This is a genomic window from Nocardia sp. NPDC058244, from assembly GCF_042882065.1.
Classification (GTDB): Bacteria; Actinomycetota; Actinomycetes; order Mycobacteriales; family Mycobacteriaceae; genus Nocardia.
In genome coordinates, this window is the sequence record NZ_JBHVWX010000003.1 from 245,479 (window position 1) to 259,238 (window position 13,760).

Sequence of the window (13,760 nt, forward strand, 5' to 3'; positions counted from 1 at the left end):
TTGTCGCTGGGGACGCATATTTCGCTGTGTCAGGATTCGAGCAAACAACCAGCCGGGCCACGTGCGCGTGATTTCAGTGTGGGTGGTCGAGCGCGGTTCGCAGATCGGCGATCTCTACCTGCGGCCTCCGCGCACTGCGCGCGATGCGCTCAGCGCGTTCGAGTGCCTCACGCACCGCGGGCGAGTACTGCGGATCGACATCGATCACGACCGGCCCCGCCACCGCGGCGAGCGCGGCGGCCACATCGGCAGCGAGATCGTCGTCGGCTATCACCCGGTACGGCTCCGGGTGCTCGCGGCCGTGCTCGTCGATCACCGACCATGAACCATCCTCGCGCTGCAGCCATCCCGCTGCCGCGCCGCGAGTGGCGGCCCGCTGCGCCGTGATGGCGATGCGCATCGCCTCGACGACGCCAGCCGACTTCGCCAGGTCACGCGGGTCCGGGTTCGTCACCGGAACATCGTCCGGTGTCATACCGCCGCCGCCTCGACAGCGCGCCGCACCCCTGATTCCGCAGCGGCGAACCATAAGTCTGCGGTGTGCTGCCCACCGACCAGGAGCGGGCGAAAACCGTGTCCGCGATCCATCGCGACTCGGTTTTCGCGTGCATATCGCACAGAAATCATCGGGTTCCTTCGCGGCGGCAGGGACCACCTGCAGGTGGTCCGGTGTGTGTAGTCCACTGACGCTAAGGTCGGCCGCGGGACGGAAAGGGTACGAAATATACCCCTGGTCCCCGTACTCTGACATGCACTGATCTCCACCCGCCGCGAAGGGGTAGAGGAATGGAAGACGCTCCGCCCGTCGGGCTGCGAATCAAGAGATTGCGAGAGCGCCGCGGCATGTCCCGTCCCGTGCTGGGCGGCTTGGTCGACCGCTCCACCGAGTGGGTCAAGGCCGTCGAGACATGCAAGCTCCAGACGCCGAAGCTGCCAATGCTGTTGAAGATCGCCGACGCGCTCGGCCTGACGGATCTCGCCGAGCTCACAGGCAATGGGCACGCCGTATCGGTGCAACTCTATGCAGGGACCGAGCATCCTGCGCTGCGCCAGGTACAGACCGCCCTCACCGAATTCCGACTACCGGCGCCCGACGGCGCGCAGTCGGTCGAGCATCTCGCCGAGCGACTGCGCCTCGCGTGGGCGGTACGGCACTCCACTCCGGACCATCGGACCGCGCTCGGCGAGCTGTTGCCCGATCTGATCCGCGATGCCCAACTGGCCGCGCGCACGCCGCGCACAGACCGCCGCGCGGCTCGCGCCGTACTCGCCGGCGTCTACCAGTTGGCAGACTTCTTCGTCGCCTACCAGCGCGATGCCGCGCTGGTATGGCTGGTCGCCGACCGCGCACTCGAGCAGGCATACGAGGCCGACGACCCCTACGTGATCGCCTGCTCGACGTGGGGGATGGTGCAGGCGCTGCGCGACTCCGGTCGCTGGGACGAAGCGCTCAGCCTGATCGACTCGGGCACGGCGCTCCTCGCGCCCTTCGTCGAGCGTGACGAGACGCCGGACGACTGGCGGGGAATCACCGGCGCGCTACAAGCCGAGGCCGCCCTCGTGCAGGGACGCCGGGGTCGGCATGGCGAAGCATGGGCGGCCTGGGATCGGGCTGATCGCTGGGCGAAGGCGCTGGGCCCGGACTACCGACACGTCCAGACGTCGTTCTCGCAGGCCGTCCAGGGAGCGAACGCGGTCACCCTCGGGGTGGAGCTGCGTCGGTCCGGCGAAGCGCTACGCGCAGCGAGATCCTTCCATGCCGAGGCGATCGCCTCGGTGCCGCGCCGCAGCCGGCACCTGATCGAGTTGGCTCGCGTCTACGAGCAGCGAGAGGAATGGGCCGCCGTGCTCGCCCTGCTCGACAAGTCACAGCGCACTGCGCCCGAGACGATCAGCTACAACGGGTATGCCCGCGACATGCTGCTGTCTCTGCGGAAATCCCCGCCGACCGGATTGGCGCGCGATGTTCGCGAGGTGTGCGAACGCGTCGGCGTGGCGGCCTGACATCGCTACCTCATAAGCGCAGCGAGTACGGGACAGCGGCGGCACCTTGTGATCCCATCGAGTCAAAACGTCCGTCGGGCGGCCAAACCGTGATTGCGTAGCCTCATCCGAGCATGCTCCGATCGGCCGTCGGCGCGACAGCTCGAATCCGACCGATATGGAGGAGCACGCGCATGGCAGCAGAAGACTGGCGGCACAACGGGGTTCGGGTGATCAAGGCGGATCGGCTCGATCCGAACACGGCGCAGACACCGGGGATGGATCGGGCCGCGGCGATCGATGCCGCGCGGGTGGGGGCGCGGCAGATCTGGGCGGGGACTGTCACGATCCATCCGGATGCCAAGACCGGGGCGCATCATCACGGTGCGCTGGAGAGTGTCATCTATGTGGTGCGGGGGCGGGCGCGGATGCGCTGGGGTGAGCAGTTGGAGTTCGTCGCCGAGGCCGGGCCGGGGGATTTCATCTTCGTGCCGCCGTATGTCCCGCACCAGGAGATCAACGCGAGCACCGATGAACCCCTGGAGTGCGTGCTGGTGCGCAGCGACAGCGAGGAGGTGGTCGTCAATCTGGATATCGAGCCGATCGAGAAGCCGGAAACCGTGCACTGGATCGACCCGATCCACCGTCACCCGTAGTCGGTCGCTGAGCCGCCCGGTGACGGTGCTGTCCACCGCGGGCGTGGTCGGACCCGTCGACGCCTTCGGACTGCGGGAACTGCGCGAGGGCTGTGCCGAGACCGGTCTCGTCGTGGTCTGAGCCGGGTGCGGGCACACTGAGGGGGATGAGATCCGAGGTGACCACCCGCCGCACGCGACCGCGCAACCGTCGCACGATCATCCTCGACGCCGCGTTCGACGCGTTCGCGCACGACGGATATCACGACACCTCGATGGCGATGGTCGCCGCCAGGGTGGGCATCTCCCCCGGCGCCCTCTACCGGCACTTCGACAGCAAGCAGCAGCTCCTCGGTCAGTGTCTGCTCGCCGGATTGGACGACGCGCTGGCCCGGCTCGAGACCGCCTACCGACGGTCCCCCGATGACGACGCGGTGGTCGTCGAGCTGGTCCAGGTGGCGCTGGACCGCCGCGGTCTGCCCCGGCTGTGGCAGCTCGAATTCCGGCATCTGCATCCGACCGACCGGGTCGCGGTGCTCCTGCGCGCCGCCCGCCTGACGGAGTTCCTGCGCCGCACCGTGCGGACGCAACGACCGGAGCTGCGGCCCGCCGATGTCGAACTGCTGAGCTGGGCGGCCTTCTCGGTCGCGGCGAGCCCGGCCTACCACCGGCTCGAACTGCCCCCAGCGGTCGCGGCGCGGGTGCTCGTCGCGACCGCGCGCGCGGTCCTCGCGATCGACCTCCCGGCGAACGAAGCCCGCGCCGCGCACGTTCGCGCGCACTGGGCGGCCAGCGACCGCCCCGGGCTCGACCGCACGGTGCGCCGCGAACGCATTCTCGCCGCGGCCGCGCATCTGTTCACCGACCACGGTTTCCCCGGGGTGAGCATCGACGACATCGGCGCGGCCGTCGGCATCACCGGCCCGGCCGTCTACCACTACTTCGACAGCAAGGCGCAACTGCTCGACGAGATCGTGCGCAGGCACGACGAGTGGGTCCACCTGCTGGTGACCCACGCGCTGGCGCACGGCCGGGATCCCGGCGAGGCGCTCCGGACCCTCACCCGCAACTTCGCCCGCTTCGGCGTCGACGAACCGGATCTGCTCGCCATCACGGTCAGCCAGACCCGGTATCTGCCGTCGGCCGCCGAACACCGGTACCGGCAGGTCCGCCAGGACGGCATCGGCCGCTGGGCCCGTCTGCTGCGGGCACTCCGTCCCGAGGTGGCCCCGCCCGTGGCGCGGATGCTCATCCGCGCGGTCACCACCGTGGTCATCGAAGCCGTCCGCAACCCACGGCTGGCCGGACGGCCGGATCTGGTCGAGGCGCTGGTCGCGGTGGCCCAGCGGATTCAGGCCGTCCCGCTCGAGCCCGCACGACCCGGAAAGTGATTCACGCCACTCACGGAGCGTGCACCGGTGGCCGCCGACGGCCGGTTACCAGCCGCTGGACCGCACCGCCCCCGCGCACCCCGTTTTAGCCCCCGTTCACTTAGCGTTGCCCGCCGCGCCGCGGTGCCGCACAGTGGCCGCGGGAGCCGCACCGCCGCTCCCCCATTCCCCCTGGACGCGTCGCGTCCCCGGCCCACCGAGAAGGCAGCGTTCGTGAGTCATTACAAGAGCAACGTGCGAGACCTCGAGTTCAACCTGTTCGAGGTGTACGGACTCGAAACCGTCCTCGCGGCAGGCACTTTCGGTGATATGGACGCCGATACCGCACGCTCGGTGCTCAGCGAGGCGGCCCGGCTCGCCGAGGGCCCGGTCGCGGCACCGTACGCCGAGGCCGACCGCACGCCCCCGACGTTCGACCCGGCCACGCACACGGTCTCGCTGCCGGAGTCGTTCAAGCGCGCCGTCCGCGCCTGGTACGACGCGGAGTGGTGGCGGCTGGGCAAGTCCGAGGCGATCGGCGGCGTGCCGGCGCCCGCGATCCTGGAGTGGGCGGTCACCGAGTTCGTGCTCGGCGCCCAGCCCGCCGCGCACATGTACAGCATGGGTCCGGTGATGGCCGACATCCTCGACCGCGTCGGCAACGACCAGCAGCGCGCCTGGGCCCAGATCATCGTGGAGCGCGAGTGGGGCGCGACGATGGTGCTAACCGAGCCGGATGCCGGCTCCGACGTGGGCGCGGGCCGCACCAAGGCGATCGCGCAGGAGGACGGCTCCTGGCACATCGAGGGCGTCAAGCGGTTCATCACCTCCGCCGACTCCGACGACCTGTTCGGCAACATCGTGCACCTGGTCCTCGCCCGCCCGGAGGGCGCCGGTCCCGGCACCAAGGGCCTGTCGCTGTTCTTCGTGCCGAAGTTCCATTTCGACGCCGCCACCGGCGAACTCGGTGATCGCAACGGCGTATTCGTCACCAATGTCGAGCACAAGATGGGCCTGAAGGCGTCGGCCACCTGCGAGCTCACCTTCGGCGGCCACGGTGTCCCGGCCAAGGGCTGGCTCGTCGGCGACGCGCACAACGGCATCGCGCAGATGTTCGAGGTCATCGAGAACGCGCGCATGATGGTCGGCACCAAGGCCATCGCGACCCTGTCGACCGGTTACCTCAACGCGCTGGAGTACGCCAAGACCCGCGTCCAGGGCGCCGACCTGACCCAGATGGCCGACAAGACCGCGCCGCGCGTGACGATCCTGCACCACCCCGACGTGCGCCGCTCGCTGCTGCTGCAGAAGGCCTACGCCGAGGGCCTGCGATCGGTGTACCTGTTCACCGCCGCGCACCAGGATCCCGCAGTGGCACAGCATGTTTCGGGTGCCGACAGCGAACTGGCCGCGCGGGTGAACGACCTGCTGCTGCCGATCGTCAAGGGTGTCGGCTCCGAGCGCGCCTACCAGTACCTGACCGACTCGCTGCAGACCTTCGGTGGCTCCGGCTTCCTGCAGGACTACCCGATCGAGCAGTACATCCGCGACGCGAAGATCGACTCCCTCTACGAGGGCACCACCGCGATCCAGGCGCAGGACTTCTTCTTCCGCAAGATCGCCCGCGACCGCGGTGTGGCCCTGGCCCACGTGGCAGGCCAGATCCAGAAGTTCATCGACGCCGACTCCGCCACCGAACGCCTGAAGGGTGAGCGCAAGCTGCTCGCCACCGCGCTCGAGGACGTCCAAGCCATGGCCGCCACCCTGACCGGCCACCTGTTGGGCGCCCAGGAGCAGCCGACCGAGCTGTACAAGGTCGGCCTGGGTTCGGTCCGCTTCCTGATGGCAGTCGGCGACCTGTTCATCGGCTGGCGCCTGCTGGTCAACGCCGAGATCGCCCTCGCGGCACTCGACGGCGCGACCGGCGAGCGGGACTTCTACGAGGGCAAGGTGGCCGTCGCCGCGTTCTTCGCTCGCGAGGTCCTGCCCCGGCTCACCGCCGATCGGGCGATCGTGGCGAGCCTGACCGACGACGCCATGACCATCCCCGACGCCGCGTTCTGATCCGAGCCGGCGCCGCGGCGAGACACCGGGTCCCGCCGCGGCGCCGCTCCTCGCGGCGAGTTTCCCCCGATCCACTGACCGATCGTCGGTAGCTTGGTGCCGACAGCACAGGGGCTCCCGTCCGGGACGGCCGCCCCGGAGAGGACGACCGTGCGCTCGACCCTGATCTCCCGCCGGGACCTGGACTTCCTGCTCTACGAATGGCTGCGCGTGGCGGAGCTGACCACGGCCCCGCGGTTCGCCGAACACTCCAAGCAGACCTTCGACGGCTTCCTGGAGCTGTGCGAGGACATCGCGACGCGCTACTTCGCCCCGCACAACAAGCGCAACGACAGCAACGAGCCCACCTTCGACGGCACGACGGTCACCATGATCCCCGAGGTGGGCGCCGCGGTCGAGGCGTTCACCAAGGCCAACCTCGTCGGCGCGAGCATGGACGAGGAGCTCGGCGGGCTGCAACTGCCCGCGACCGTGCAGGCCGCGGGCATGAGCTGGTTCCAGGCCGCCAATGTCGGCACCACCGCCTACGTGTTCCTGACCATCGGCAACGCGAATCTGATCGCGGCCCACGGCAGCGCCGACCAGATCGCGCGGTTCGTCCGCCCGATGATCGAGGGCACCGCCACCGGCACCATGTGCCTGTCCGAGCCCCAGGCCGGGAGCTCGCTGGCCGACATCGTCACCCGCGCCGAGCCGCAGGACGACGGCACCTACCGGCTGTTCGGGTCCAAGATGTGGATCTCCGGCGGTGACCACGAACTCACCGAGAACATCGTGCACCTGGTGCTGGCGAAGATCCCGGGCGGTCCGGCGGGCACCAAGGGCATCTCGCTGTTCATCGTGCCGAAGTTCCTGGTGGCCGCGGACGGGTCGCGCGGCGAACGCAACGACGTCGTCCTGGCCGGGCTCAACCACAAGATGGGCTATCGGGGCACCACCAACACCGTCCTCAATTTCGGCGAGGGCCGCCACACGCCGGACGGCGCGCCCGGCGCGGTCGGCTATCTCGTCGGCGAGCCGCACCGCGGCCTGTCCTACATGTTCACGATGATGAACGAGGCCCGCCTCGGCGTCGGCCTGGGCGCCACCGCGCTCGGCTACACCGGCTATCTCAAGTCCGTCGAGTACGCGCGCACCCGCCACCAGGGCCGTGCCCTCACCACCAGGGACCCGGCCACCGCGCAGATCCCGATCATCGAGCACCCCGACGTGAAGCGCATGCTGCTGGCGCAGAAGGCCTACAGCGAGGGCGCGCTGGCACTGCTGCTGTACTGCAACCGGCTCATCGATCTCGAGCGCATCGATACCGATCCCGAGTCCGCCCGCGCGCACACCCGGCTGCTGGAGATCCTCACCGGCGTGGCCAAGAGCTGGCCGTCCCAGTGGTGTCTGGAAGCCAACAACCTGGCCATCCAGGTCCACGGCGGCTACGGCTACACCCGCGAATACGACGTCGAGCAGCACTACCGCGACAACCGCCTCAACCCCATCCACGAGGGCACGCACGGCATCCAGGGCTTGGATCTGCTGGGCCGCAAGGTGATCCAGCACGACGGCGCGTCCCTGCTCCTGCTGACCGAGCACATCGCGGCCACCGTGTCGGCCACCCGCGCGGCAGGCGGACAGCCCGCCGCGCACGCCGAACTCCTCGACACCGCCTGGCAACGCCTGCTCACCGTCACCGCCGCCATGTTCGCCGCGGGCGACCCGGCCGCGGCCATGGCCAACGCCGCGGTCTACCTCGAGGCGTTCGGGCACCTCGTCCTCGCCTGGATCTGGCTCGAACAGGAACTGGCGACCGTCGGCAAGGACGGCGATTTCTACGACGGCAAGCGCGCGGCCGCCCGCTACTACTTCCGCTACGAGCTGCCGAAGACCGCGCCCCAGCTCGACCTGCTGGCCGCACTGGACCGCACCACCCTCGACACCGACGAGAACTGGTTCTGACCCGGCAGGTCACCCGCGCAGGCGCAGGACCGCGAGGACACGGCGGTGATGGGTGTCCGACGGTGGCAGGTCGAGTTTGGTGAAGATGTTGCCGATGTGCTTCTCGACCGCGCGTTCGGTGACGGTGAGGGCTGCGGCGATCGCGTTGTTGGTCAGGCCCTGGGCCATCAGTTCGAGTACCTCGCGCTCGCGGGGCGTGAGCCGGGTCAGGCTGTCCTGCTGCCGGGAGGCGCCCATCAGCTGCTTCACCACCTCCGGGTCGAGCGCGGTGCCGCCGGTCGCGACGCGGTGCAGCGCGTCGACGAAATCGGCGACGTCGGCGACCCGGTCCTTGAGCAGGTAGCCGACACCGCCCGCGCCAGCGGCGAGAAGTTCTGTCGCGTACCGGGTTTCGATCCACTGGGAGAAGACGAGCACACCGCTGTCCGGGTGGGTCCGGCGCAGGTCGATCGCCGCGAGCAGTCCCTCGTCGGTGAAGGTGGGCGGCATCCGCACGTCCACCACCGTGACGTCGGGCCGGTGCGCGCCGACCACCTCGGACAGCGACGTGGCGTCGCCGACCATCGCCACCACCTCGTGGCCGCGTTCGGTGAGCAGGCCGGCCAGACCGTCGCGCAGGATCGCGCTGTCCTCGGCGATCACCACCCGCAACGGCCCTGGCGTGCTCACTGCGGACCCGTCGTCGGCAACACCATGGTCACCACGGTAGGCCCACCGGCGGGGCTGTCGACGGTGAGTGTGCCGTCGACCGCGTGGGCGCGGGCGGCGAGACCGGCCAGCCCGCTGCCACCCGCCGCCTCGGCCCCGGACGGGCGCGCGCCACCTATCCCGTTGTCGCGCACGGTGATCGCGAGCGAGCGCAGACTGTCGGGCAGCACCGTGACGGTGACCTCGGTCGCCCGCGCGTGCTTGACCACATTGGTGAGTAGTTCGGCGACCGAGAAATAGGCGATGGCCTCGATCGCGGGGCTCGGCCGCCGCGGCAAGGGCACACGCAGCTCGACCGGCACCGCGCAGCGGGCGGTGAGCGTCTCCAGGGCGGGCCCGAGGCCGAGTTCTAGTGCGGGCGGATGGATGCCGCGGACCAGTTCGCGCAGCTCGGTCAGTGCCTCCTTCGCGCCGGCGCGGGCCTCGGCGATGAGGTCGCCGGGATCACCGCCGGTGGCCAGGCGTTCCTCGGCCCGGCCCAGGGCCATCGCGATGGTGACCAGCCGCGCCTGGGTGCCGTCGTGCAGGTCGCGCTCGACCCGGCGCAGCGTCGCGGCGGCGTCGTCGACCGCGGCCCGCCTGCTCGCGCGCAGCTCGGCCAGCTGCCGGTCCCGCGATGTCGCCGCCAGCAGATGGGTGATCAGCATCCCGTGCACCCAGCAGACACCGCGGATCAGCCACGGCAGCGCGAAACACAGGGCGATGCCGAGGCCGGACATGGCCAGCACCCGGGGCCAGGTGTCGACGTAGAAGGAACCGAACTGCACCAGGCTGTGCCGCTCGATGCCGCTCTCGTCCACCTGGACCGGATCGAACAGCAGCCACGGAATCGGCGAGATCGCGGTGAAGGCCACCATTGCGGTCACCACGAGCACCACATAGCCGACCACCACGCCCAGCACGGACTGCGCGAGCAGGAACAGCGTGGCCCGCCAGCTCACCCGGTCGGTGAACGCGCTCTTCAGGAAGCCGATCAGGCCCGGTCCGCGGACGAACGCCGGTGGCGCCTCGACCCGGACACCGAGCAGCTCCCGGCCGAGCGCCCGGTAGATCCGCCCCCACACCCGGCCGCCGAGCAGGATCAGCGCCAGGAGCGGGATGCCGACGAGGAAGATCGACGCGTACAGTCCGCCGCCGAAGCCGAAGAACAGATAGCACACGGCCACACAGCCGAGCACGAACGACAGGATCAGATAGCCGAGTTCCTTCCACGTCCGGAGCTGGAAGGGCGCCCGGGCTACGGCGGCGAGCGCCCCGCCGCGGGGCGCGGGCTCGTGCAGGCCGTCGAGGACCTCGGTCGGCTCGCCGGAACCGCTGATGACCAGGGTCGGCTCGGTGGGTGTGTGGGTCATGACTCCATGGTTGTCGTGGCGGGCCGGGATCTCGATGGAGCTGCCCACCGAGTCGATGGTGTAGCAGGCACCACCTTTCCACCCCGTCGGCGGCGCGGCACGCACCGGACGCGGAAGTGTCGGCGGCGCGCCTGTTTACGACGCGGCCCGCGCGAACGATGATCACCGCATGAGCACCCTGTGGTTCGTCGTCGTCCTGGTCGCCGGGATTCTCGTCGTACTCGCGATCGTCGCGATCCCGGTCATCGTGTGGTTGCGCCGGCGCGGCGCGCGGATCACCGAGGAGCTGACCCGCGAGCTGCCCGGCGAGACCGTCGTGCGCGGACCGGAGAAGGCCCTCTATCGGGGCGCGACCGCGCCGGGATTCCCGGCCGCGAAGGGCAACGGCGTCATCGCGCTCACCACCACCCAGCTGCATTTCCGGCCGTACGTCGGGAAGGCTTTCGCCGTCCCGGTGCCCGAGATCGTGTCCGTGCGCGAAGCCAGGGTCTTCCAGGGTGCGGTGACCGGCGGCCGCACCCATCTGGTCGTCGACACCCGAGCGGGTGAGGTCGGCTTCTTCGTCGAGGACAACGCGGCGTGGTTGCGAGCGATCGAGCAGGCGGCCGGGTGAGCCGGTGTCCCCGCGCCGCTATGGCATCATGAACTAGAACGAGTTCTAGAAATGCCGAGGAGGTCGATGTGGGAACTGCGCGATCAGTGCGGACGGGACCTTTCCTCGTCCCCGCCGTCGACGAGATTCCCGGCGGGCGGATGCTCGATCTGCCGGGACGCGGCCGGACCTACGTCGTCGACATCCCGGGCCCGGTCGGCGCCCCCGTCCTGATCCTGCTGCACGGCACCGCCTGCACGGCGGCCCTGAATTGGTTTCCGGCACTGGAGACCTTGAGCGCGCGGTATCGCGTGGTGCTGTTCGATCAGCGCTGGCACGGACGCGGGATCCAGTCGGCCCGATTCCGGCTCGACGACTGCGCCGACGACGTGGTCGCGGTCGCCGACGCGCTGGGTCTGGACCGCTTCGTCTGCGTCGGCTATTCCCTGGGCGGCATCGTCTCCCTGCTCACCGCCCACCGGCATCCGGACCGCGTGGCCGGGCTGGTGCTCTGCGCGACGCCGTATCGCTTCCAGGAGAAGTGGCGTGAGCGGGCGTTCCATCGCGGCTTCGCCGGTGTCGCCGAGGCGCTGGGCGACTATCCGTATCGCCGGGCCCGGCGGCTCCTGCGCGCGCTGCCGGAACTGCCGGACGCGCTGGTGCCGGGGCACCTACGACAGTGGGCGATGGGCGAATTCCGCAGTACGAGCGGATGGGCGCTGGCGCCGGTGCTGGCCGAGATCGGAACCTTCGACGCCACCGCGTGGCTGCCGGAATTGCGGGTGCCGACCGCGGTGGTCATCACGACCAAGGACCGGGCGATCCCGGTGTATCGGCAGATCGAGCTCGCCGCCGCGATTCCCGGGTCGAGTGTGCATCCGGTCGCGGCGGGTCATGCGGCGTGCGCTGTCGCGCCGGACCGGTTCGTGCCGGTGCTGGCCGACGCGTGCCGGGCGGTGACCGCGCGGCGGTAGTCGACGACCCTGTTCGACGCCGGTGGCGAACAGGGCGGACATGCGGAGTGGGCGATCAGCCCCTGGCGCGGGCCGCGGCCAGCAGTTCGTCGATCACAGCGGGCACCGCGTCGGCCAGCGCGTCGACATCGGGCACCAGGTCACGACAGGCGATGAAGCCGAAATCGAGGTCGCCGCAGTTCGACAGCACGGTGACGGTGAGCCCGGCGCCGTGGAAGACCGGCCCGAACGGATACATGCCGTCGACCCGGACACCGAGGAAGTACAGCGGCATCGGCGGACCGGGCACATTCGAGACCACCAGGTTGTGCACCACCGGATGCCGTTCGGCCAGCTTCAGCGACGAGTAGACGCGCGAGGCGAGGCGGAAGGTGTTGGGCGGGGCGTACTTCGACCAGTCCTGGAGGAAGTCGGCACCGATCAGATCGTGCTCGGCCTTGGCGTCCCGGTTGGCGACGGCCAGCATCTCCAGCCGCTCGACCGGATCGGCGATATCGGTGCCGAGCCGGCAGAACAGGGTCGAGACCTTGTTGATTCCCTCGGTGTGCCGGGTGGATTCGTGCACCGACACCGGCACCGAGGCGACCAGCGAGCGATCGGGCAGCTCGTCGTGATCGGCCAGGTAGCGGCGCAGCACACCACCGACCACGGTCAGCACGACATCGTTCACCTTCACCCCGAACGCGGCCTTGATCTCCTTGATCACACCGAGATCGGTCTTGGTGAACGAGACCGCCCTGGTCGCGGTGACGGCCTGGTTGAACGGCGTGCGCGGCGCGGAGAACGGCAGCGCCATCCCCGCCTCGTTGTTCCGCCTGCGTTGCGCGAAACCGGCGACCATGCCGAGCGTCTTGGGCACCATGCCGAGCATCCCGGCCCTGGCGGGAAAGCGGACCGCGGCGCGCGCGATGAGCTCGAGATCGCCGGGCACCGGTTCCGGTTGCCACGGTTCGGGTTCCGGCCTGCTGAGCCCCGGCTCCAGATCGCACAGGTGCATCATCATGTTGGTGCCGGTGATGCCGTCGACCGCCGAATGGTGGTACTTGCAGACCACCGCGACCTTGCCGTCGTCGAGCCCCTCCACCACCGACATCTCCCACAGCGGCCGGTTCTGGTCCATCGGCGTACTCGCGACCTCGCCGATGAGCGCGGCCAGACCGGCCTGCCCGCCCGGCTCCGGCAGCTCGACGCGCCGGATGTGGTTGTCGATGTCGAAGTCGGGGTCGTCGACCCAGAGCGGATGGTCGAGGTTGAACGGCACCGGGTGGACCCGGCGGCGCATATGCGGAATGAGGGGCAGGCGCCTGCGCAGCTCGTCGCGCAGGTGGTCGAACGAGTACGGCCCGTCGGCCGGATCGAGAATCAGCAGGGCACACACGTGTAGATGCTGGGTATCGGTCTCCAGATAGAGGAAACTGGCATCCAATCCAGTAAGTCGTTCCATAGCCGAACCCTACTAGAACACGTTCTATTTTTGCTGGCTCGCGCGGCCGAAATAGACGACTCTCACACCGATTACAGCGGCAGCCCCTGCTCGAGCAGATCGACCGCCTCCAGTACCAGCCGGTAGACATCGTCGCCGGGTTCGTAGGCGCTGTTGGCGATGTGGAACATCACCCCGCCCGCGGCGGCGATGAACACGCGCAGCCGCGGGTTGTCCGGTTCGACGCCGAGGTAGTCGGCGAAGAACTCGACGGCCTCGGAGATGGCCCGGTCGGATTCGATCTGATACGCCGTGCGCAGGGCCGGTTCGGCGTGGATCAGCTTCATCCGCTCGGGATTGGCCGTCCACGGGTTCTCGACGGCGAGCCGATTGAGCTCGTGCAGGATCGCGCGGAGCAGATCGAAGTGACCGAGCCCGCGGGGCAGCGCGGCGATCGCGGCTTCGCGTTGGTCGGCGAGGTCGTCGTTGATGACCACCTGCTCCTTGGACGCGAAGTAGCGGAAGAAGGTGGTGTGCGAGACGTCGGCCGCCTTGGCGATCTGCTCGACCGTCGTGTTCGCGTACCCCTGCTGCTCGAACAGGCGCATCGCGGCCTCGCGGATCGCGGTTCGCGTGCGCATCTTGTGCTTCTCACGCAGCCCGACCCGACGCCCCGGGCTCGCGCCCGGGGTCGTCGTGTTCGTCATCTCGG

The 13,760-nt window shown here is 69.5% G+C and carries 12 protein-coding genes; 7 read left to right on the forward strand and 5 right to left on the reverse strand.

What is annotated here, in order from left to right; all coding sequences use genetic code 11:
• Positions 1-73: 73 nt before the first annotated feature.
• Positions 74-400, reverse strand: coding sequence for a hypothetical protein (locus ACFVW6_RS10835; protein ID WP_378826872.1), 327 nt, complete (start codon positions 398-400; stop codon positions 74-76).
• 386 nt (positions 401-786) lie between these two features.
• On the opposite strand from ACFVW6_RS10835, the gene ACFVW6_RS10840 reads away from it, so the two are divergent.
• From ACFVW6_RS10840 to ACFVW6_RS10860, 5 genes are all read left to right on the forward strand, one after another.
• Positions 787-2,004, forward strand: coding sequence for a helix-turn-helix domain-containing protein (locus ACFVW6_RS10840; protein WP_378826874.1), 1,218 nt, complete (start codon positions 787-789; stop codon positions 2,002-2,004).
• A gap of 173 nt (positions 2,005-2,177) precedes the next feature.
• The gene (locus ACFVW6_RS10845; protein WP_378826876.1) at positions 2,178-2,639 is read left to right on the forward strand and encodes a cupin domain-containing protein; all 462 of its coding nucleotides are present in this window, start codon (positions 2,178-2,180) and stop codon (positions 2,637-2,639) included.
• A 146-nt stretch (positions 2,640-2,785) separates the two neighbouring features.
• Positions 2,786-4,009 (forward strand): TetR/AcrR family transcriptional regulator, encoded by a 1,224-nt coding sequence (locus ACFVW6_RS10850; RefSeq protein ID WP_378826878.1) that lies wholly within the window; start codon positions 2,786-2,788, stop codon positions 4,007-4,009.
• Positions 4,010-4,222: 213 nt separating this feature from the next.
• Positions 4,223-6,052, forward strand: a complete 1,830-nt coding sequence (locus tag ACFVW6_RS10855; protein WP_378826880.1) for an acyl-CoA dehydrogenase — start codon at positions 4,223-4,225, stop codon at positions 6,050-6,052.
• Between the two features lie 150 nt (positions 6,053-6,202).
• On the forward strand, positions 6,203-7,999 hold the full coding sequence (locus ACFVW6_RS10860; RefSeq protein WP_378826883.1) for an acyl-CoA dehydrogenase: 1,797 nt from the start codon (positions 6,203-6,205) through the stop codon (positions 7,997-7,999).
• A gap of 9 nt (positions 8,000-8,008) precedes the next feature.
• Here ACFVW6_RS10860 and ACFVW6_RS10865 read toward each other — a convergent pair whose 3' ends face one another.
• Together ACFVW6_RS10865 and ACFVW6_RS10870 are read right to left on the reverse strand one after the other, a co-directional pair.
• Entirely contained in the window at positions 8,009-8,650 is a 642-nt protein-coding gene (locus ACFVW6_RS10865) for a response regulator transcription factor (RefSeq protein WP_355279778.1), read from the reverse strand.
• A 14-nt stretch (positions 8,651-8,664) separates the two neighbouring features.
• Complete coding sequence (locus ACFVW6_RS10870) at positions 8,665-10,059, reverse strand: sensor histidine kinase (protein ID WP_378826885.1); 1,395 nt, start codon at positions 10,057-10,059, stop codon at positions 8,665-8,667.
• 169 nt (positions 10,060-10,228) lie between these two features.
• Between ACFVW6_RS10870 and ACFVW6_RS10875 the strand changes: the two genes are divergently transcribed.
• Both ACFVW6_RS10875 and ACFVW6_RS10880 read left to right on the forward strand, forming a co-directional pair.
• Positions 10,229-10,672, forward strand: a complete 444-nt coding sequence (locus tag ACFVW6_RS10875; protein ID WP_378826887.1) for a hypothetical protein — start codon at positions 10,229-10,231, stop codon at positions 10,670-10,672.
• Between the two features lie 86 nt (positions 10,673-10,758).
• A complete protein-coding gene (locus ACFVW6_RS10880; RefSeq protein WP_378826889.1) occupies positions 10,759-11,625 on the forward strand; it encodes an alpha/beta fold hydrolase in 867 nt (288 codons plus the stop codon).
• Positions 11,626-11,680: 55 nt separating this feature from the next.
• Here the strand turns inward: ACFVW6_RS10880 and ACFVW6_RS10885 are convergent, their stop codons facing one another.
• Positions 11,681-13,069, reverse strand: a complete 1,389-nt coding sequence (locus ACFVW6_RS10885; protein ID WP_378826891.1) for a wax ester/triacylglycerol synthase family O-acyltransferase — start codon at positions 13,067-13,069, stop codon at positions 11,681-11,683.
• Between the two features lie 71 nt (positions 13,070-13,140).
• Complete coding sequence (locus tag ACFVW6_RS10890; protein WP_378826893.1) at positions 13,141-13,755, reverse strand: TetR family transcriptional regulator; 615 nt, start codon at positions 13,753-13,755, stop codon at positions 13,141-13,143.
• Between the last annotated feature and the right edge of the window lie 5 nt (positions 13,756-13,760).